The 18,262-nt window shown below is 72.3% G+C and carries 14 protein-coding genes; 7 read left to right on the forward strand and 7 right to left on the reverse strand.

All coding sequences use genetic code 11. The features are described 5' to 3' along the window. Positions 1 to 150: 150 nt before the first annotated feature. From QFZ58_RS12365 to QFZ58_RS12385, 5 genes are all read left to right on the forward strand, one after another. Positions 151 to 1,086 (forward strand): diiron oxygenase, encoded by a 936-nt coding sequence (locus QFZ58_RS12365; RefSeq protein WP_307124977.1) that lies wholly within the window; start codon positions 151 to 153, stop codon positions 1,084 to 1,086. Positions 1,087 to 1,162: 76 nt separating this feature from the next. Continuing rightward, positions 1,163 to 1,939: a TetR/AcrR family transcriptional regulator gene (locus QFZ58_RS12370; RefSeq protein ID WP_307124978.1), complete on the forward strand. Its 777-nt coding sequence runs from the start codon at positions 1,163 to 1,165 to the stop codon at positions 1,937 to 1,939. Positions 1,940 to 2,019: 80 nt separating this feature from the next. Continuing rightward, positions 2,020 to 2,295, forward strand: a complete 276-nt coding sequence (locus QFZ58_RS12375) for a hypothetical protein (RefSeq protein ID WP_307124979.1) — start codon at positions 2,020 to 2,022, stop codon at positions 2,293 to 2,295. Positions 2,296 to 2,376: 81 nt separating this feature from the next. Continuing rightward, a complete protein-coding gene (locus QFZ58_RS12380) occupies positions 2,377 to 4,950 on the forward strand; it encodes a PQQ-binding-like beta-propeller repeat protein (protein WP_307124980.1) in 2,574 nt (857 codons plus the stop codon). A gap of 187 nt (positions 4,951 to 5,137) precedes the next feature. Beyond that, complete coding sequence (locus QFZ58_RS12385) at positions 5,138 to 6,385, forward strand: NlpC/P60 family protein (RefSeq protein WP_373428656.1); 1,248 nt, start codon at positions 5,138 to 5,140, stop codon at positions 6,383 to 6,385. 91 nt (positions 6,386 to 6,476) lie between these two features. On the opposite strand, the gene QFZ58_RS12390 is transcribed toward QFZ58_RS12385, so the two are convergent. From QFZ58_RS12390 to QFZ58_RS12410, 5 genes are all read right to left on the reverse strand, one after another. Continuing rightward, the gene (locus tag QFZ58_RS12390) at positions 6,477 to 7,721 is read right to left on the reverse strand and encodes a styrene monooxygenase/indole monooxygenase family protein (protein ID WP_307124982.1); all 1,245 of its coding nucleotides are present in this window, start codon (positions 7,719 to 7,721) and stop codon (positions 6,477 to 6,479) included. A gap of 117 nt (positions 7,722 to 7,838) precedes the next feature. Further along, positions 7,839 to 8,489: an ATP/GTP-binding protein gene (locus QFZ58_RS12395; protein ID WP_307124983.1), complete on the reverse strand. Its 651-nt coding sequence runs from the start codon at positions 8,487 to 8,489 to the stop codon at positions 7,839 to 7,841. Continuing rightward, the gene (locus QFZ58_RS12400) at positions 8,470 to 8,883 is read right to left on the reverse strand and encodes a DUF742 domain-containing protein (protein ID WP_307124984.1); all 414 of its coding nucleotides are present in this window, start codon (positions 8,881 to 8,883) and stop codon (positions 8,470 to 8,472) included. The genes QFZ58_RS12395 and QFZ58_RS12400 overlap by 20 nt, the downstream gene beginning before the upstream one ends. Continuing rightward, positions 8,880 to 9,359 (reverse strand): roadblock/LC7 domain-containing protein, encoded by a 480-nt coding sequence (locus QFZ58_RS12405; RefSeq protein WP_307124985.1) that lies wholly within the window; start codon positions 9,357 to 9,359, stop codon positions 8,880 to 8,882. Before QFZ58_RS12405 ends, QFZ58_RS12400 begins: the two co-directional genes overlap by 4 nt. Then, positions 9,356 to 12,316 carry a nitrate- and nitrite sensing domain-containing protein gene (locus QFZ58_RS12410; protein ID WP_307128836.1) on the reverse strand — a complete coding sequence of 987 codons (2,961 nt, stop codon included), beginning with the start codon at positions 12,314 to 12,316 and terminating at the stop codon, positions 9,356 to 9,358. Before QFZ58_RS12410 ends, QFZ58_RS12405 begins: the two co-directional genes overlap by 4 nt. 364 nt (positions 12,317 to 12,680) lie before the next feature. Between QFZ58_RS12410 and QFZ58_RS12415 the strand changes: the two genes are divergently transcribed. Next, positions 12,681 to 13,466, forward strand: coding sequence for a hypothetical protein (locus QFZ58_RS12415; protein ID WP_307124986.1), 786 nt, complete (start codon positions 12,681 to 12,683; stop codon positions 13,464 to 13,466). A gap of 82 nt (positions 13,467 to 13,548) precedes the next feature. Here QFZ58_RS12415 and QFZ58_RS12420 read toward each other — a convergent pair whose 3' ends face one another. Next, positions 13,549 to 14,031, reverse strand: a complete 483-nt coding sequence (locus tag QFZ58_RS12420) for a MarR family winged helix-turn-helix transcriptional regulator (protein WP_307124987.1) — start codon at positions 14,029 to 14,031, stop codon at positions 13,549 to 13,551. A gap of 254 nt (positions 14,032 to 14,285) precedes the next feature. Between QFZ58_RS12420 and QFZ58_RS12425 the strand changes: the two genes are divergently transcribed. Continuing rightward, on the forward strand, positions 14,286 to 15,125 hold the full coding sequence (locus QFZ58_RS12425) for a lysozyme (RefSeq protein WP_307124988.1): 840 nt from the start codon (positions 14,286 to 14,288) through the stop codon (positions 15,123 to 15,125). A 317-nt stretch (positions 15,126 to 15,442) separates the two neighbouring features. On the opposite strand, the gene lon is transcribed toward QFZ58_RS12425, so the two are convergent. Next, positions 15,443 to 17,872 (reverse strand): endopeptidase La, encoded by a 2,430-nt coding sequence (gene lon, locus QFZ58_RS12430; protein ID WP_307124989.1) that lies wholly within the window; start codon positions 17,870 to 17,872, stop codon positions 15,443 to 15,445. Positions 17,873 to 18,262: the final 390 nt, after the last annotated feature.

Consider the following 18,262-nt stretch of genomic DNA (forward strand, 5'->3'; position numbering starts at 1 on the left):
GTATGTTCCGTGGTGCAGCGGTCAGTTGGCAGGTTCACACGTTGGTAGACGCCGGGTCAACAAGTCGCGCACAAGGGATTGACGGTCTTGCTGACAGGCAGTCTCATAAAGCATGACCGCCGGTAACCCATGCGCGAGGGACCTACAGCCATGACGACAGTGACCGAACAGGACATCCAGGCGCTGCGCGACGCGCTCGGACCGCTCAAGGACCGCGAGCAGGTCGCGGCGCGCCTGCTCGAGGCCTCGGCCAAGCACTCCTTCGACCCGGACACCGAGCTCGACTGGGACTCCGCCGTCGAGGAGGGAAAGTGGTTCTGGCCGCCCGAGCTCGTCTCCCTGTACGACACCCCGCTCTGGCGGAGGATGTCCGAGGAACAGCGCATGGACCTCGCCCGGCACGAGGCGGCGTCGCTCGCCTCGCTCGGCATCTGGTTCGAGATCATCCTGATGCAGCTGCTCGTCCGGCACATCTACGACAAGCCCGTGACCAGCAATCACGTCCGGTACGCCCTCACCGAGATAGCCGACGAGTGCCGGCACTCGATGATGTTCGGCCGGATGATCGAGTGGGGCGGAGCCCCTGCCTACCCCGTGCCGCGGGTCTACCACAACCTGGCGCGGGTGCTGAAGACCGTCTCCACCACACCCGGTTCCTTCGCCGCGACCCTGCTCGGCGAGGAGATCCTGGACTGGATGCAGCGGCTCACCTTCCCCGACGAGCGGGTGCAGACACTCGTACGCGGGGTGACCCGCATCCACGTCGTCGAGGAGGCCCGGCACGTCCGTTACGCACGCGAGGAGCTGCGCCGCCAGATGGTGACCGCGCCCGCCTGGGAGCGCCGGCTGACCCGGCTCAGCTGCGGGGAGGCGGCACGCGTGTTCTCCGTCTGCTTCGTCAATCCGCAGGTGTACGAGAACGTCGGTCTGGACCGTCGTGAGGCCGTCGCCCAGGTGAAGGCGAGCGGCCACCGGGCCGAGGTGATGCAGACGGGCGCCCGACGGCTGACGGACTTCTTCGACGACATCGGGGTGCTGAACGGCGTCGGGCGCAGGCTGTGGAAGCGCTCCGGCCTGCTGGCCTGATCCGGCCCCGGCCGGGCGCGGGGCCGTACGACGCGATCCGACCTCTCCCGTGCTCCGGGTCGTTAGGCTTCGGAGTATGACCTCCGTCCCCGCAGCACCTCCGGCCCGCGCCTACCGAAGGCTCGGCGTCGAGGAGCGCCGCACCCAGCTGCTCGGCGCTGCGCTCACCCTCTTCGCCCACCGGGCGCCGGACGACGTGTCGATCGACGAGGTCGCCGCCGTGGCCGGCGTCTCCCGGCCGCTGGTCTACCGCTACTTCCCGGGTGGCCGGCAGCAGTTGTACGAGGCCGCGCTGGGCTCGGCGGCCGAGCAGCTGACACTCTGCTTCGCCGAGCCCGCCGTCGGCCCGCCGACCGAGCGGGTGAGCCGGGTCCTGGACCGCTACCTCGGCTTCGTCGACGAACACGACGCCGGTTTCAGTGCGTTGCTGCGCGGCGGCAGCGTCGCCGAGACTTCGAAGACCTCCACGATCGTGGACGGCGTACGCCGGGCGGCTGCCGAGCAGATCCTGTGCCACCTGGGCAGGGGGGGCGGCCCCGGGCAGGAGGCCGCCGGACCCCGGTTGCGGATGATGGTGCGCACCTGGATCGCGGCCGTGGAGGCGGCGTCGCTGATCTGGCTGGACGAGGCGAAGCAGCCCCCCGCCCAGGAACTGCGCGGCTGGCTGGTCGACCATCTGATCGCGCTGCTCGCGGCCACGGCGGCCTCGGACGGCGAGACCGCCTCCGTCGTCGCCGGCCTGCTGGACCAGGAGACCGCCGACGGTCCGGCCGGACGGCTGGCCGCGCTGGTGGTTCCGGTGGCGGGGCGCGCGGCGCACCTGCTGCCGCCCGCGAGCAGCCCGGGCAACTGACGACGACGCGGCGAGGCGCGGTGCCGGGGCACGCGAGCCCGGTCCCGTCCGCACGGACGGCCCTGGGTCAGACTGGCACCGTGAAAAGCGAGAACACGCCCTTCCGCGGCGGCCCCCTGGACGGCCGGGAGCTGCCCGTCCTGCTCGGGCCGACCGGGCATCCGCCCAAGTGGTACGAGGTCCCCGTGCCGGACCCGGACGGCGGCCCCGCCACCGTGTACGCCTACCGCCGCACCCCGGCGGGCTATACGAAGCGGCTCGGGCTGCAGCGTGGCTGGGTGTACGAGTACGCCCCCGGCGGCCGCGAGCGCCCGACGCCCAAGTGGCCCTGGACGAAGCCCGACCGGAGCGTCTGAGCGCCGACCCCGCCCGGGCTCCCCGCACCCTCTAAGATCGACGGTCAGGTGCCGAGGGCACGGTCACAAGGGGGGTGCGCCATGGAGGCGCTGCGTCAGGACGATCCACGCCACTTCGGCCCGTACACCGTGCTGGCGCGCTTCCGTGAGACCGCGAGCGCGGTGCAGTACCTGGTCAGGGACGCGGACGGCGAGGACATCGCCGTGGTGAGCTCCGCGCGGCCCTCCCTCGCCGCCGTGCCCGCCTTCCGGCGCCGCTTCCGGTCCGAGGCCGGCACCGCCGAACGGCTGTCCGGGGGCTGGGTGCAGCCTCCGCTCGCCGCCGCCGAGGCGGACGGCGAGCTGTGGACGGCCGCGGCGTACGTACCGGCCCTGACGCTCGCCGAGGCAATCGACCTCGCCGGTCCGCTGCCCGAGCGTGCCGTGCGGATACTGGGCGCCGGCCTGGCCGAAACCCTCTCCCGGGTTCACGCCACCGGGGCCGTGCTCCAGGGGCTGGCGCCGGGGACGGTACTGCTGGCCGGGGACGGGCCGCGACTGACCGCGTTCGGACCGCTGGGCGCCGCCGCCCGGGCCGAGGCCCGGGCCGGCGGACAGCTGTCCGTGCGGCTCGGCTACCTGACGCCGGAACAGGTGGAGGGCAAGGAGGCGGGCCCCGCCTCCGACCTCTTCGTCCTGGGCCTGCTGCTGGCGTACGCGGCGACGGGTACGACCCCGCTCGCCGACGGGCCCCTCGACGAGGCGGCCGAGCGGATCGCGCACGCCTCGGCCGAACTCGACTCGGTTCCGGCCGAGTTGCGTGACCTGATCGCCCGCTGCCTGGCGAAGGACCCGGCCGATCGGCCGGGCGCGGGCTCGGTCGCCGCGGAGCTCGCCCTGGAGGGCGCGGCGGGCCTCGCCAAGGGCGACTGGCTTCCGCGGGTCCTGGCGGACGCGCTGGCGGACCAGGCGGCGCGGGTCCGGGCGCTGCCGGTACCGGAGGAGGCGCGGGACGTCCTGCGGGCCAGGGACGAAGCACAGGGGCAGGACGCACCGGTGGCGCAGTCGGACTCGGCCGGCGCCGACGCCGGCGAGGACAGCCGGACCACGCGCTTCCTGGCACCCGGCGCACGTGCGCCGCAGACCGATCGGGCGACGGCCCACCTCGCCCTCCCGCGCGAGCCGGCCGGAGCCCCGCACCTACCCGCCCTGCCGCAGCCCGCGCCGCACCAGCTGTCGCAGGCCCCCGCGCCCGCGCTGCCCGCCGCCCGGCCGCACTCCTACGCGTACCCGGCCGCCGCCTCCCCCGCGCTGCTCCCCGGACCCGTGCCTCCCGCCGCGCCCGCACCCTCCGCGACGGGGCGGCGCGCCCTGCTCACGACCGTGGCGGCCGGGGTGGCCGGGATGCTCGTCGGCGGCGGCGCCGTACTCGCGCTCGGCTCCGGCGACTCCGCCCCCGCTGCGGACTCCGACGACAAGCCCGCGCCGAAGCCCCGGACGACACTGGCGGGCCGCGCCCCGGAACCGCAGTGGACGTACGCGCATCCGGCCGACGCTCCCGCACCGCTCTCCGCAGGACTCTGGCAGGACGAGCTGCTCCTACTGACCAGCACGGCCGGGGCCACGGCCGTCGACCTGCGCACCGGCCGGAAGGTCTGGGCCCAGGCGGACGCCGCCGGCGCCCAGGAGGTCCGGGCCGGCGGAAAGGGCCTCTGCTTCCTGGCGGGTCCGACCGGATTCCTCTGGCTCTCGTCCGAGGACGGGCGGATCGCGCACCGGGTCCGGTACGCCGACCAGTTCGCCGGTGTACCGGGCCTGAAGGTGGCGGCGCTCACCGGGAGTTCCGGGCCCGTCGTCTGGTTCACCGGCTCGCACACGGTCACGGTGAAGGCGCCCAAGCCGAAGAAGGGCAAGAAGCCCGGCAAGGACACCCAGGTCGTCAAGGCCTACTTCTTCGCCTACGACGTGGTGGCGCGCAAGGAGTTGTGGCGCGTCCCGGTCCCCGTGGGCCGGGCACCCGGCACGCCCGCCTACCGGCTGACCGCCGTCCGGGACGCCGACATCGTCGTGGCCCAGGACGCGGCCACCCTCACCCCGGCGGACGTCAAGGCGGCCAAGGGCAAGGCATCCTTCCGCTGCTTCGACCGCGCCACGGGCAAACAGCTGTGGAATCGGCAGTTCGGCGCCCTCACGCCGGCCGGCGCCGCACTCGGCGACGACGAGGGGCGGCTGTACGGCGCGGTGGGCGACGACCTCCAGGCGTTCGAGACGGCCACGGGCAAGCCGGTGTGGACGGTGAACGGCACCGAGGGCTCCGTGTTCGGCACGCCGGTCCAGGCCGGGACGCTGCTGCACACCACCAATCGCAACCAGGAGGTCGGCGCGGTCGAACGCGCGACCGGACGAGTGCTCTGGCGGCGGTCCACGGAGGTGCCGCTCGGCGGCGCCGCGCCCGCCCTCACCCTCAGCGGCGGTGGGAAGACCCTGCTCGCGGCGGACACCTCGCAGGTGACGGCGTTCGCGGCGGCGGACGGGCGGCGGATGTGGAAGTTCCAGGACATCGGCGTACAGGACCCGAAGGGCGCCACGGTCGGCGGGCCCTACCGGGTGCTCGCCACCGGGAAGACCGCGGTCGTCCAGCGGGAGCGGGCCGTGTACGCGTTCCCCGTGGACTGAGGCAGGGCTCCCCCGTCCGGGGGACAGGAGGGACGCCACGCCGGGAGGTCCTTGCCTTGCCCGGTGCCGAGTGACCGGATGGACCAGATCCGATCATTTGTGGGCTGGTCCTACTCATGGCTGTGCCCCCGTCACCGGAGGTGATGTCGTGTCAGGCCGACTCGCACATACGCTCTGTACGGTGGCCTTGGCCGCAGTCGTCGCGGCCTCCCCCGCCGTCGCCGGACCCACGGCCGAGCCCACAGGCGACCCCACGGCGGAGTCCACGGCCGGCCCCACGACAGAGTCCTCAGCCGGCCCTACGACACGGTCCGGCCCCGGCACCGGCACGGCCACGGCCGGCACGGACCCCACCCCCACCCCCGCCGCCGCCGCCGGTGCCCGTGCCGGTGCCGGGGCCCCGCAGGGCGTCGCCGGGCTGCTCAAGCGGCTGCAGACCCTGTACCAGGAGGCTGAGGAGGCCGGCGAGCGCCACAACGCCATGGAGGAGGAGCTGAAGAAGCGGGCCGCCGAGTCCAGGAAGCTCGACACCGCTCTCCGTGAAGCCCGTAAGGCCCTGGGCGGCAGCCGCCGTGACGCGGGACGCCTGGCCCGCGACCAGTACCAGGGCCGCACCGACTACTCCGTGTACCTGCGGCTGCTGCTCTCCAGCGACCCGCAGCAGGCCCTGGAACAGACCCACGTCATCCAGCGGGCCCAGGCCGGCCGCACCGCCACGGTCGAACGGCTCACCCGTGCGGAGAAGCGGGCCGACGCGCTGGCGGCCGAGGCCCGCCTCGCCGTGAACCGGCAGAAGGTGCTGGCGAGGAAGGCGAAGAAGCAGCGCGCCGCCGTGAAGGCCCGGCTGAAGGACGTCGAGGCGATGCTCGCCTCGCTCTCCGAGGAACAGCTCGCACAGGTGTCGCAGCTGGAACAGAAGAACATCGACGAGGACCAGGACGCCCTGGTGGCGTCGGGAGCGCTCAGCTCGACCCGGCTGCCGTCCGAGGAGGGCAGCGAAGCCGTGCGGTACGCGGTCGGGCAGATCGGCAAGCCGTACGTCTGGGGCGCCGAGGGACCGGAGTCCTTCGACTGCTCCGGGCTCACCTCGCAGGCCTGGTCGGACGCGGGGCGGACCATTCCGCGGACGTCGCAGGAACAGTGGCGGCGCCTGCCCAAGGTTCCGGTCGAGTCGCTGCGCCCCGGCGACCTGGTGGTCTACTTCCCGAAGGCGACCCACGTGGCGCTGTACATCGGCAACGGCCTCGTCGTGCAGGCGCCCAGGCCGGGGAGCTCGGTCAAGGTCTCACCCATGGCGTCCAACCCGCTGCTGGGCGCCGTCCGGCCGGATCCGGGGAGCGAGCCGCTCAGCACGTACTCCACGCCGGAACTCCCCGAGGTCGCCACGGCCGGCTCGGACGCGGGGTACGAAGTGGAGTCGGCCCCGCGGACCTGAGCATCGCCCGTGCCCACGGGACCGGGCCGGCCGGACCGCCGTGGCGCCGCCGTGCCGGGCGCGGCGGTCCGGCCGCCCGTGTGCGCGGAGGTCAGCCGGCCTGGCCGCCGGAGACCTCGGCGAGGTACGCGTTCGTCTTCTCCGGCTCGAAGAAGAAGTTGTCGAAGTCCGCCGGGTCGTTGAACCCGTTGGCGAAACGGTCCGCGACCGGCTGGAGCTGACCTGCGGCACCGATCAGATTCAGCACGTGCTCCGGGGGAACGCCGAGCATGGCGTTCGTCCACTTCACGACGTGCTGCGTGTTCTCCCAGTGCCGGTCGAAGGTGGACTGCATCCACTCCGCGTCGAACTCGCGGTCGCCGTGCTCGACGATCGACTGCAGGTAGGAGTGCGCGCACTTGGACGCCGTGTTGGAACCCTGGCCGGTGATCGGGTCGTTGGCCACGACCACGTCGCCCACCCCGAGGACCAGGCCGCCGCCGGGCAGCCGGCCGATCGGCTTGCGCACGGTGGGGGCGTAACGGCCCGCCAGCGTGCCGTTGGCGTCGGTCAGCTCCACCTTCGTCGCGCGCGCGTACTCCCACGGCGTGAACCTCTCCATGAGCTCCAGGGTCTTGGCCAGGTGCTCCGAGGGGTCCTTGATGCCCTGGAACGCGTCGAGCGGGCCTCCGGGGATGCCCTCCCAGAAGAGGATGTCCGCACGGCCCGACGTGGTCAGGGTCGGCATGATGAAGAGCTCACCCACGCCGGGGACCAGGTTGCAGCGGACCGCGTCGAAGTCCGGGTGCTCCGGGCGCGGGCCCAGACCGTGGACGTACGCGACGGCCAGGGCGCGCTGCGGGGTGTCGTACGGCGAACGGGAGGCGTCCCGGCCGAACATGGAGACCAGTTCACCCTTGCCCGCCGAGACCATCACCAGGTCATAGGTGCGGGAGAAGTAGTCCAGGTCGGAGACGGCCGCGCCGTGGATGACGAGCTGACCACCGCGCTGCGCGAAGGTCTCCATCCAGCCGGCCATCTTCACCCGCTGGTCGACGGACTGCGCGAATCCGTCCAGCCGGCCCACCCAGTCGACGGCGCGCGAGGAGTCGGGCGCGGCGACCGAGACGCCGAGCCCCTCGATGCGCGGGGCCTGCGACTCCCAGAAGTTCAGCTGGAGCTCACGCTCGTACTCCAGCGCCGTGTGGAACATGCACTGCGTCGACATGACCCGGCCGGACCGGATCTCGTCCGCCGTGCGGTTGGACATGAGGGTGACTTCGTACCCCTGGGACTGAAGGCCGAGGGCCAGCTGGAGACCGGACTGGCCGGCTCCGACTATGAGTATCTTCCGCATCGCGGTTCTCCGTTACGTGTGCCTGATTGCGTCGGACAGGGTCTTTCCTCCGGATGAGGCCGGGCTCACGGGCCATGCCGCCCGCTCCCTCATCCGGCCTGTTCCGTACGGGAAACCCTAGGCGGGCGTGGCGTCGAGGGCGTGCCCCACCAGGGCGAGCAGCGACTCGACGACCGTGACCCTCTTGCGCGCGTCCATGATCACGACAGGCACCTGCGGCGGAACGGTCAGGGCGTCCCTGACGTCCTGCTCCTCGTAACCGGGCGTTCCCTCGAAGTGGTTGACGGCGACGATGTACGGAAGCCCGCAGCTTTCGAAGTAGTCGAGCGCCGCGAAGCAGTCGGCGAGGCGACGGGTGTCGGCGAGCACGATCGCGCCGATCGCACCGCGCACGATGTCGTCCCACATGAACCAGAACCGCTGCTGGCCGGGTGTGCCGAAGACGTACAGCACGAGGTCGTCGTCGAGCGTGAGGCGGCCGAAGTCCATGGCGACGGTCGTGGTGATCTTGTCCGGCGTGGCACTGAGGTCGTCGGTGGCCTCGCTGGCCTGTGTCATCAGCGCTTCGGTCTGGAGCGGGGTTATCTCGGAGACCGAATGGACGAAGGTCGTCTTGCCCACGCCGAACCCGCCCGCCACCACGATCTTGGTGGCGATCGGCGCCCGGGTGTGGTCCAGCTGCCAGGCCTGCACCGCTTCGTCGGTCTGGTCCTGCGGCCCCGGCTGACGCGGGGCGAAGAGCGGCGCCTCAGAGACGGCGGAGTCCATTGAGCACCCTTTCGAGCAGTGCGCGGTCGGGCTGGCCGGCGCCGTGGCCGGTTCCGTACACGCGGATCTTTCCCTGGTCGGCCAAGTCGCTGAGCAGCACCCTGACCACGCCGAGCGGCATCCTCAGCAGGGCGGAGATCTCCGCGACCGTACGCATACGACGGCAGAGCTCGACGATGGCGCGGAGCTCCGGCATGACACGTGAGGCGAGGTTGCCGTTCGTCAGTTCCCGGCGCTCCTCGGGGGCCTCCAGCGCGGCGACGAACGTCTCGACGAGCAGGACGTGGCCGAAGCGGGTGCGGCCGCCGGTGAGGGAGTACGGGCGGACCCGCGCGGGCTTGCGGTCGGCCCCCCGGACGGGGAGCCTGCGTACGGGTTCAGCAGCTGACGTCACTGGGCGCTCTCCATCGATTTGCGCAGCTCGCTGCGGAGTTCGGGGGTGAGTACGTGTCCGGCACGGCCGACGAAGAGCGCCATGTGGTAGGCGACGACGCTCATGTCGCAGTCGGGCGTGGCGTGCACGCCGAGCAGGGAACCGTCACTGATCGACATGACGAAGACACTGCCCTCGTCCATGGCGACCATCGTCTGCTTGACGCCGCCGCCGTCCATCAGCTTCGCGGCGCCGATCGTGAGGGAACCGATGCCGGAGACGATGGTGGCGAGGTCGGCGCTGGAGCCCTTGGGGCCTTCCTGCCGCCCTGCCGCCTTGGCTGTCGCGAGGCCGGGGTCCGAGGAGAGCAGCATCAGCCCGTCGGACGAGACGACGGTGACCGAGTGGACCCCTGGCACCTCCTCCACGAGATTGCTCAGCAACCAGTGAAGGTTCCGGGCCTCGGCGCTCAGCCCGAATGTGCTGGGTGCAGTCAACTGCGTGCCTCCTCGACTGTGTCCCCCGTCTCATCGATGCGACCGCCGGTACGGCCGGTCAGGTCGGTGTGGTCGTTGCGGTCCGCGCTCTCCGCGTCCGTGTCCCCGGTGATCTCGGCCTCGACGTCGCGCCGGCCGTTCTTCGCGCCCTGGTGGAAGCCGCCGAGCTTGCGGCGCAGGGCTTCCTTGTCCACACCGCCCTTGCGGCCGGTGACCGGGGCGGCTGTGGGGGCCACGATCTTGGGCGTGCGCTTGGGCAGTCCCTTGTCGGTGACGCGTGCGGGCGAGGGTGCCGGGTCGGGCACCTCCTCGCCCAGCCCGGTCAGGGGCTGCCGGGGGCCCGGGAGGGCGTCGGCGACGGGCGGGGCGGCAGCGGCGGCCGCGGGGCTCGTGTCGGCGGCCCGCTCGTGACGGTCGGGGCCGACGGCGTACGGTCCCGGCGCGTCCTGCGACGCGGCCGGGTCCGGCCGCACGGGGGCGTCCTCCCGCTCGGGGGCGCCGTGCAGACCGGGCATGCGGAACTGCATCGTGGTCTCGGCCGGGGACTCGGCGGGAGCGGGTGCCCCGGGAGCCGGCGCCTCGGGAGCGGGCTCGGCGTCACGAAGCTCACCGGCAGCGGGCTCGTCCGGCAGCGGGGCCGGAGCGGGCGCCTCGGGGGCGGGCTGCGGTGCGGCGGGCTCCGGTGCGCCCGAGTCGCGTACCGTCCGCTCGGCCGCCGCGATCAGCGGATCCGGGAGCACGCCTGCCGAACGCTGCGGCAGCGCGTTGGAGTTGGCTTCGGCGACCGAGCCCGGCAGATTCAGCGTCGGCGCGTCCCCGGGCATCTGCACGGGCGGCGGGGACGCGGTGGGCGGTGCCTTCGGCAGCAGAGCCTGCGGGAGTACGACGACGACGGTCACCCCGCTCCCCTTCTGCTCGCGCAACTGGACCCGCACACCGTGGCGTGCCGCCAGCAGTGAGGTCACCTGAAGTCCCAGTCCTGCCCCGTCCGCCGCCTGCTCACCCGCCTCGAACGATGCCGGGTCGGCCAGCCTGGCATTGAGCTCGCTCATCCGGACCGCCGACATGCCGATGCCCTCGTCCTGTACGGAGAGCATCACCTCACCGGTCTCCAGCAGCCAGCCGGACAGTTCGACATGCGAGTCGGGCGGCGAGAACGAGGTCGCGTTCTCCAGGAGTTCGGCGACCAGGTGACTCAGGTCGTCGGCGGCGAAGCCCGCGATCTGGGCGTGCGGCGGCAGGGACTGGATCGTCACCCGCTCGTACCGCTCGATCTCGCTGACGGCGGCGCGCAGTACGTCGACGAGCGGGATCGGGCCCGCGTGCCCGTGGCCGTGCTCGGCGCCCGCGAGGACCAGCATGTTCTCGCTGTGGCGCCGCATGACGGTGGCCATGTGGTCCAGCTTGAAGAGCGTCGCGAGGCGCTCCGGGTCCTGCTCCCGGTCCTCCAGGCCCTCGATGACACCGAGCTGGCGCTCCACGAGCCCCAGGGTGCGCAGCGAGAGGTTGACGAAGGTGTGGTGGACCGTGTTCTTCAGTTGCTCGAGCTGGGTGGCGAGCTCGGCGGCCTGGACCTGGAGTTCGGCGCGCTGCAGGATCAGGGCCTCGCGGCCCGTGATCAGCTCGGCGCGCTCGGTCTGCAGCGCCTCCAGGCGGCCCGTGATGTCGTGGTGCAGCCCGTACAGCTTGCCGTGCAGGCTGTTGATGGAGCGGACGACCTGCGCGAACTCGTCGTTGCGCCCGTTGTAGCGGACGGGTTCCGCGGTCTCGGGTTCGGCGGCGATGCGGGCGGCACCGATCCGCAGGACGGCGAGCGGCTGGGTCAGGGTCCGTGCGACGGCGGTGGAGACACCGACGGCGATCAGCACGCAGCCGCCGAGCAGCGCGAGCCTGAGTTCGAGAGCGGTGACGTCGTCGTCCCGCAGCTGCTCCAGGCGCTTGACCTGGGCCGTGCCCAGCGCCGATTCGACGCTCCGCATGCGGTCGATGCGGGCGGAGAGCGCCGAACCCACCTTCTCGCGGTCGGACTTCCGGTCCGAGTCGGACAACTCGGGGCGGTCCGTGAGCCGGGTGAGGTACTTCTCCGCGCTGTTGACCTCGGGCCCGGTGACCGTGGAGGCGAGCTTGTCCCGTGCGACGGGCCCGGCGGCCTGGTCGAAGTCGGCGAGGGAGGCCAGTTCACGGACCCGCGCCTGCTGGGCGGCGGCGCTCAGCTCGTCCCGGTTGCGGTCGTCCTCGCCGGCGCCCTCGTCCCGCGTCTGCACCGGCAGCCCCGTGTAGGGATCGATCTGCGGGTCGGCCGGCTCCGCACCGGGCACGGAGAGCGCGGCCACGAGGAGGCCCCGGGTCGCGGACGCCTGCTCGACGGCGCCTCCGAGTGCGAGCGGTGCGCGGGTGGCGTCGGCGGCACGCGGCGGGGTCCTGTCGGCGAGCTCGGCGGCGAGGTCGTGCAGCTTGGTGATGACCTCGGTGTAGGCCTGGTAGGCCTCCATCGCCGAGCCCTTGCCCGTCAGGGCCGTGCGGCGCAGCGAGGCGATGGTGGAGAGGTCGCGGCGCAGCGCGGCGGGGGCCGCCTCGTGGATCTCGTCCACCTGCTGGTCGACACGGGCCGCGGGGCCGGCGGGACCGCTCTCGCCGTCCTTGCCGTCGTCGTCCTCGCGGCCGGCCGCGATGTGGGCGGTGACCTCGTCGCGCTCGTCCGCGAGGGAGTGCGCGAGGGAGATCGCCTGCTGGTTGAGTTCGGCGAGCGTGACGAGCCGCTGGGACTCGTTGAGATCGGCGGAGGCACCGAGGGCCGCCGGCGCGCCCGCCGCGATGACGGTGATCCCGACGACGGCGACGCCGGCGACGAGCCGGCTGCGTACCCGAACGGTCCGCTTGCCGTCACCCGCGGCCGGAGCCATCGCCCCGGTCTCCTCGCGCGTGCCGTCCTTGCTCCGAGGCCGCTTCTTCTGCACCGGTGCTCGCAATCTTGATTCGTCCACCCTTGAAGCAGAGGTGACGTACGGTCACGTGAAAATGCGCCCCCACCCCTGGTACGGCTTCTGACCATTCCAGCGCTTTTGGGAGGGGGGCGCGCATCAACCGCTCCGCCACACGAACGAGTGAACATCACTCCGGAGTTGGCGAACAAGTCTCCCCACCGGGCCTGCGGGTCATGCACGGGTCGCCGGGTGGAACTTCCGCCCAGGCTTTGGCAAGATGCCCACCCGCATATGCGCGGAGCACCTCCCTTGACCCCGGTCAGTGGCTCTGACCTGCTGGTACGACCCAACGACCGGGGCGTGCGCGCTTGGTGAAGACATCGTGCAGACTGACCTGATGCGTATCGACCTCGCCACGGAGCCGGGCAGCCCCGAACGCCCCAACGAGGACTGGGCGGCGACAGCGGTCCCCGCGTCCGGCCAGGGCGGTGTCCTCGTTCTGCTCGACGGTGTCACGCCGCCGGGCGGTGACGTCGGGTGTGTACACCCGGTGCCGTGGTTCACCGCACGACTGGGTGGCTCCCTGGTCGAACTGTCCGCTTCGCGGCAGGATCTGACGCTGACCGACGTCCTCGCGGAGTCCATTCGGCGCACCGCCGACTCACACCGCACCCTGTGTGACCTTTCTCACGCGCGCACGCCTCAGGCGACGGTGGTCCTGGCGCGTTGGGACCGGGAGCGGGTCGAGCACCTGGTGCTCTCCGACTCCGTCCTTCTCCTCGAGGCGCCCGACGGCACTGTCGTGCCGGTGCTGGACGACCGCCTGGACCGGCTGCCACCGGGCCTTCTCGCCTCCGAGGCCGTCACGGACGCGCGGGTGCGGAACAAGGAGGGCGGCTTCTTCACCGCCGCCGCCGACCCCCTGGTGGCCTCACTCGCGGTGACCGGCGAGACCCCGCGTTCGGAGGTCCGGGCGCTGGCGGCACTGACCGACGGGGCGAGCCGCTGGACGGAGAAGTTCCGTGAGGGCGACTGGACGGCCGCCCTGGAGCTGCTGCGCGAGGCCGGGGCGCAGGGGCTGATCGACCGCGTCAGGGAGCTGGAGCGGGGCGACACGGAGCGCAGGTACCTGCGCCGGAGCAAGACGCACGACGACGCGACCGCGGCACTCGCCGAGCTGTAGCCGACCCGGGCCCGGTCGGGCAACGCCCCCAGGCCCGGTGGAACACCTTCCCGGGCCCGGCCGGGCATCTTCCCGGGCCCGCTCAGTCCTCGGCGCGGGCGTTCAGGTGGTGCAGGAGCCGTGCGAGCTCGGCGACCTCGGCCCGGTCCCAGTCCGCCAGCTTCCGGGCGTACCGGCCACGGCGGGCGTCCCGCACGCTGCGGAAGCGGGCGAGGCCCTCGTCGGTGAGGTGGACGAGTGAGGCGCGGCCGTCCGCCGGGTCGTCCTCGCGCGCCACCAGGCCGAGGGTCTCCAGGGCCCGCAGCTGGCGGCTCATGGTCGCCTTGCCCACTCCGAAGTAGGCGGCGAGATCGGTGGCGCGCTGGCGGCCGGCGGACTCGAGCCGGACGAGCAGGCCGTAGGCCGCGGCCTCCAGGTCGGGGTGGACCTCGCGGGCCATCTCCCCCGAATTGGCCCGCGCCCTGCGCAGAAAGACCGACAACTCGCGCTCGAGCGCGAGGAACTCGTGGTCCACACCACTCCCGGACGGTGCACCGGGTTCACTTCCGCTTCCACTCCCGTGCACGTCAGCACCCCTCGTACGCTTTCCAGCCGATGAAAGTTTCTTTCAACTCCGGCCATCGCCGCAGCTGGGCCAGTATTTCGCAGGCGTAGACCTTCGGCAGCGACCGGGCCCTCTTCCGGAGGGCGGGTCTACGTGCGTAGCTTCATGGGTGCCACGGGTGGCATGTCCACACCATGGCGGCACGCACCGCAGGGGTGTCCCGCATCCGCCCCTGCTCCACGAGCTCCCCCCACCGAGCCCTCGGAGGCACGCACATGCCCGTGCTCAGACCCGGAACCACGACATCCCGCCGCTCGCACATCGCCGCGGCGGGAGCGCTCCTCGCCGCCCTCTCCCTCCTGATCGCCCTGCCCGGGGCGGCATCCGCCGACGCCACCGCCGTTCCCGATCGCGGCACGGCCAGGATGGGCCAGGGCGTCATCGCGCACGACGGCCGGCAGACCGGCGACACCACCGGCACCGACGCCGTCCAGACCGAAGGCGTGGACGTCAGCAGCCACCAGGGCAACGTCGCCTGGTCGACCCTCTGGAACAGCGGCGTGAAGTGGGCCTATGTGAAGGCCACCGAGGGGACGTACTACAAGAACACGTACTTCACGCAGCAGTACACCGGTTCGTACAACGTCGGCATGATCCGGGGCACGTACCACTTCGCCACCCCGGACACCACGAGCGGAGCCGCCCAGGCCAACTACTTCGTGGACAACGGGGGCGGGTGGTCGAGGGACGGAAGGACGCTGCCGGGCGTGCTCGACATCGAGTGGAACCCGTACGGCGCCGCGTGCTACGGCAAGACCCAGGCCGGCATGGTCGCCTGGATCCGCGACTTCGTGAACACCTACAAGGCCCGCACCGGACGCGACGCGGTGATCTACACCGCGACCAGCTGGTGGAAGGACTGCACGGGCAACAACTCCGGCTTCGGCGCCACCAACCCGCTCTGGGTGGCCCGGTACAACACCACCGTCGGTGAACTGCCGGCCGGCTGGAGCTACTACACGATGTGGCAGTACACCTCGTCCGGCCCCACGGTCGGCGACCACAACCACTTCAACGGCGCCCTCGACCGCGTGGTGGCGCTCGCGAACGGCTGACCCCCTCCCCGCACACCCGGCCCCGGCGACGAACCCATGTCGTCGGGGCCCGGCGTCTTGCGCACCTGACCTTCTCCGCACCCCGCTGTGCATCCGGTGCGCCGTGCCGGTGCCGGGCATCATCGACGCGCTGCGGGCGGACGGCTGCACCTCCGTGACCCCGCGGAGCCGGAGCCGGGCACGGTGTACCGCCCCTGAGGCCCGTCCGGCACGGCCGTGCGTCCCTGGCGCGCGGAACGGCCCGCCCTCCCTCGCGGGAGAAGCGGGCCGTCCGTACCGGCCGTGTCCGTGGCGCCGCGCCCGTCACTGCGTGGCGCCTACGCCGCGGCCGGGATCCTGTCCTGCGCCCTGGTGGAGGCCGGGGCGAGCGCGATCTCCAGCACCTGACGGACATCGGTCACCGGGTGGACCTCCAGCGTGTCGAGGACCTCGGCCGGGACATCGTCCAGGTCGGGCTCGTTCCGCTTGGGAATCACCACGGTGGTGATTCCCGCCCGGTGAGCGGCCAGCAGCTTCTGCTTCAGGCCGCCGATCGGCAGCACCCGTCCGGTGAGCGAGACCTCGCCGGTCATCGCCACGTCCGTACGGACCAGCCGCCCGGAGAGCAGCGAGGCGAGCGCCGTCGTCATGGTGATACCGGCACTCGGGCCGTCCTTGGGAACCGCGCCCGCGGGGAAGTGGATGTGGGCACCCCGGTCCTTGAGGTCCGCGACCGGCAGTTCCAGCTCCGCGCCGTGCGACCGCAGGAAGCTCAGCGCGATCTGCGCGCTCTCCTTCATGACGTCGCCGAGCTGGCCGGTCAGGGTCAGTCCGGACGCACCGGTCTCCGGGTCGGCCAGCGACGCCTCGACGAACAGCACGTCGCCGCCCGCGCCCGTCACCGCGAGCCCGGTGGCCACACCCGGCACGGCGGTCCGGCGCTCGGCCGGGTCCTGGGCGGATTCCGGGACGTGGTGCGGCCGGCCGATCAGACCCCGCAGATCGGTCTCGGTCACCGTGAAAGGCAGGTGACGCTCGCCCAGTTCGTGCTGGGCCGCGACCTTGCGGAGCAGCCGGGCGACAGCCCGTTCCAGGTTGCGTACGCCGGCTTCCCGGGTGTACTCGCCGGCCAGCTTGCGCAGCGCGGACTCGTCGAGGCTCACCTCGTCCGTCTTGAGACCGGCCCGCTCCAGCTGACGCGGGAGCAGGTGGTCACGGGCGATGACGACCTTCTCGTCCTCGGTGTATCCGTCCAGGCGGACCAGCTCCATGCGGTCGAGCAGGGCCTCCGGGATGGCTTCGAGAACGTTGGCCGTGGCCAGGAACACCACGTCGCTGAGGTCGAGTTCGACCTCCAGGTAGTGATCGCGGAAGGTGTGGTTCTGTGCCGGGTCGAGCACCTCGAGCAGGGCGGCGGCCGGGTCGCCCCGGAAGTCCGACCCGACCTTGTCGATCTCGTCGAGCAGGACGACCGGATTCATCGATCCGGCTTCCTTGATCGCCCGCACGATGCGTCCGGGCAGCGCGCCGACGTACGTACGCCGGTGGCCGCGGATCTCCGCCTCGTCCCGGACACCGCCGAGCGCGACACGGACGAACTTGCGCCCCATGGCGTGTGCGACGGACTCTCCGAGGGAGGTCTTGCCGACCCCGGGCGGCCCGACCAGCGCCAGCACGGCGCCGCCGCGCCGGCCGCCGACCACGCCCAGCCCGCGCTCGGCACGCCGCTTGCGCACCGCGAGGTACTCGGTGATGCGCTCCTTCACGTCCTGCAGACCCGCGTGTTCGGCGTCGAGGATCTCCTGTGCGCCCTTGATGTCGTAGGCGTCCTCGGTCCGCTCGGTCCACGGCAGCTCCAGGACGGTGTCGAGCCAGGTGCGGATCCAGGAGCCCTCGGGGCTCTGGTCGGACGCGCGCTCGAGCTTGTCGACCTCCTTCAGGGCGGCCGCCCGCACGTGTTCCGGCAGATCGGCGGCCTCGACACGGGCCCGGTAGTCGTCGGACTCGTCCTCAGGGTCGCCGTTGAGCTCGGAGAGCTCCTTGCGCACGGCCTCCAGCTGGCGCCGCAGCAGGAACTCGCGCTGCTGCTTGTCGACGCCCTCCTGGACGTCCTTGGCGATGGACTCGGCCACGTCCTGCTCGGCGAGGTGCTCACCCAGCCACTGGATGGCGAGCTTCAGGCGGGCGACCGCGTCCACGGTCTCCAGCAGCTGCACCTTCTGGGAGGTGGTCAGGAAGGGCGAGTACCCGGAGTTGTCGGCGAGGGCGGAGACGTCCTCGATCTGCTGGACCCGGTCCACGACCTGCCAGGCGCCGCGCTTCTTCAGCCAGCTCGTGGCGAGCGCCTTGTACTCCTTGGCCAACTCGGCCACCGAACCGGGCAGGGGGTCGGGCAGGGACACCCCGATCCGGGTGCCCTCCACCCACAGCGCGCTGCCGGGGCCACTGGTCCCCGCACCGATCCGCACCCGGTCGCGTGCCCGGATGAGCGCTCCGGGGTCCCCGTCCGAGAGCCGTCCGACCTGCTCGACGGTGCCCAGCACACCGGTGCCGGTGTAGTTCCCGTCGATACGCGGCACGAGCAGCACCTCGGGCTTGCCGCCCCCGGACCGCGCGACCGCCTGGGCGGCCTCCACGGCGGCGCGCACCTCCGCGTCCGACAGGTCGAGCGGCACGACCATTCCGGGCAGGACGACCTCGTCGTCGAGCGGCAGCACAGGCAGGTCGATCGGCGTGAACGCCTGGGACGCATTGGACTCAGCAGTCATGATCTCCCCTTCGGCAGGCAAGTTGAGTTATGCCGACTCAATGCTTGTGAGCCTCAGAATGTTCCCGACGCCTTGTTCGCTCTCAGCGATCACCGCCGTGGACACCACGTCACCTACCTGGATCCCGCGGCCGCCCCCGCTCATACGCCAGCGCCCCGGCAGGCGCCGTCATTCCCGGCAGCCGGTTCCCGGGGCGGCCACAACCCCCTTCGCGCCGGCCGCCGGACGGCCCGGCCCCCCGGGCCCCACGGCGGGGCCGCGGTGGTCACGCGCGAAAGCGCCCCACCCTTCGGGGGAGGTTCGGGAAACCTGCTGGTCCCGGCGGGCGGGGACCGGGAGGATGGGCCGATCACTACCGCCCGCCCCGACCGGAGACCGGAGACCGCGCCC

Source organism: Streptomyces sp. B1I3, assembly GCF_030816615.1.
Lineage (GTDB): Bacteria > Actinomycetota > Actinomycetes > Streptomycetales > Streptomycetaceae > Streptomyces.

Excerpts from the sequence above, each read along its gene's own strand:
- lon (WP_307124989.1), bottom strand. The coding sequence starts at position 17,872 with ATGACTGCTGAGTCCAATGCGTCCCAGGCGTTCACGCCGATCGACCTG.
- QFZ58_RS12370 (WP_307124978.1), top strand. The coding sequence starts at position 1,163 with ATGACCTCCGTCCCCGCAGCACCTCCGGCCCGCGCCTACCGAAGGCTC.
- QFZ58_RS12415 (WP_307124986.1), top strand. The coding sequence starts at position 12,681 with ATGCGTATCGACCTCGCCACGGAGCCGGGCAGCCCCGAACGCCCCAAC.
- QFZ58_RS12425 (WP_307124988.1), top strand. The coding sequence starts at position 14,286 with ATGCCCGTGCTCAGACCCGGAACCACGACATCCCGCCGCTCGCACATC.
- QFZ58_RS12380 (WP_307124980.1), top strand. The coding sequence starts at position 2,377 with ATGGAGGCGCTGCGTCAGGACGATCCACGCCACTTCGGCCCGTACACC.
- QFZ58_RS12390 (WP_307124982.1), bottom strand. The coding sequence starts at position 7,721 with ATGCGGAAGATACTCATAGTCGGAGCCGGCCAGTCCGGTCTCCAGCTG.
- QFZ58_RS12365 (WP_307124977.1), top strand. The coding sequence starts at position 151 with ATGACGACAGTGACCGAACAGGACATCCAGGCGCTGCGCGACGCGCTC.
- QFZ58_RS12395 (WP_307124983.1), bottom strand. The coding sequence starts at position 8,489 with ATGGACTCCGCCGTCTCTGAGGCGCCGCTCTTCGCCCCGCGTCAGCCG.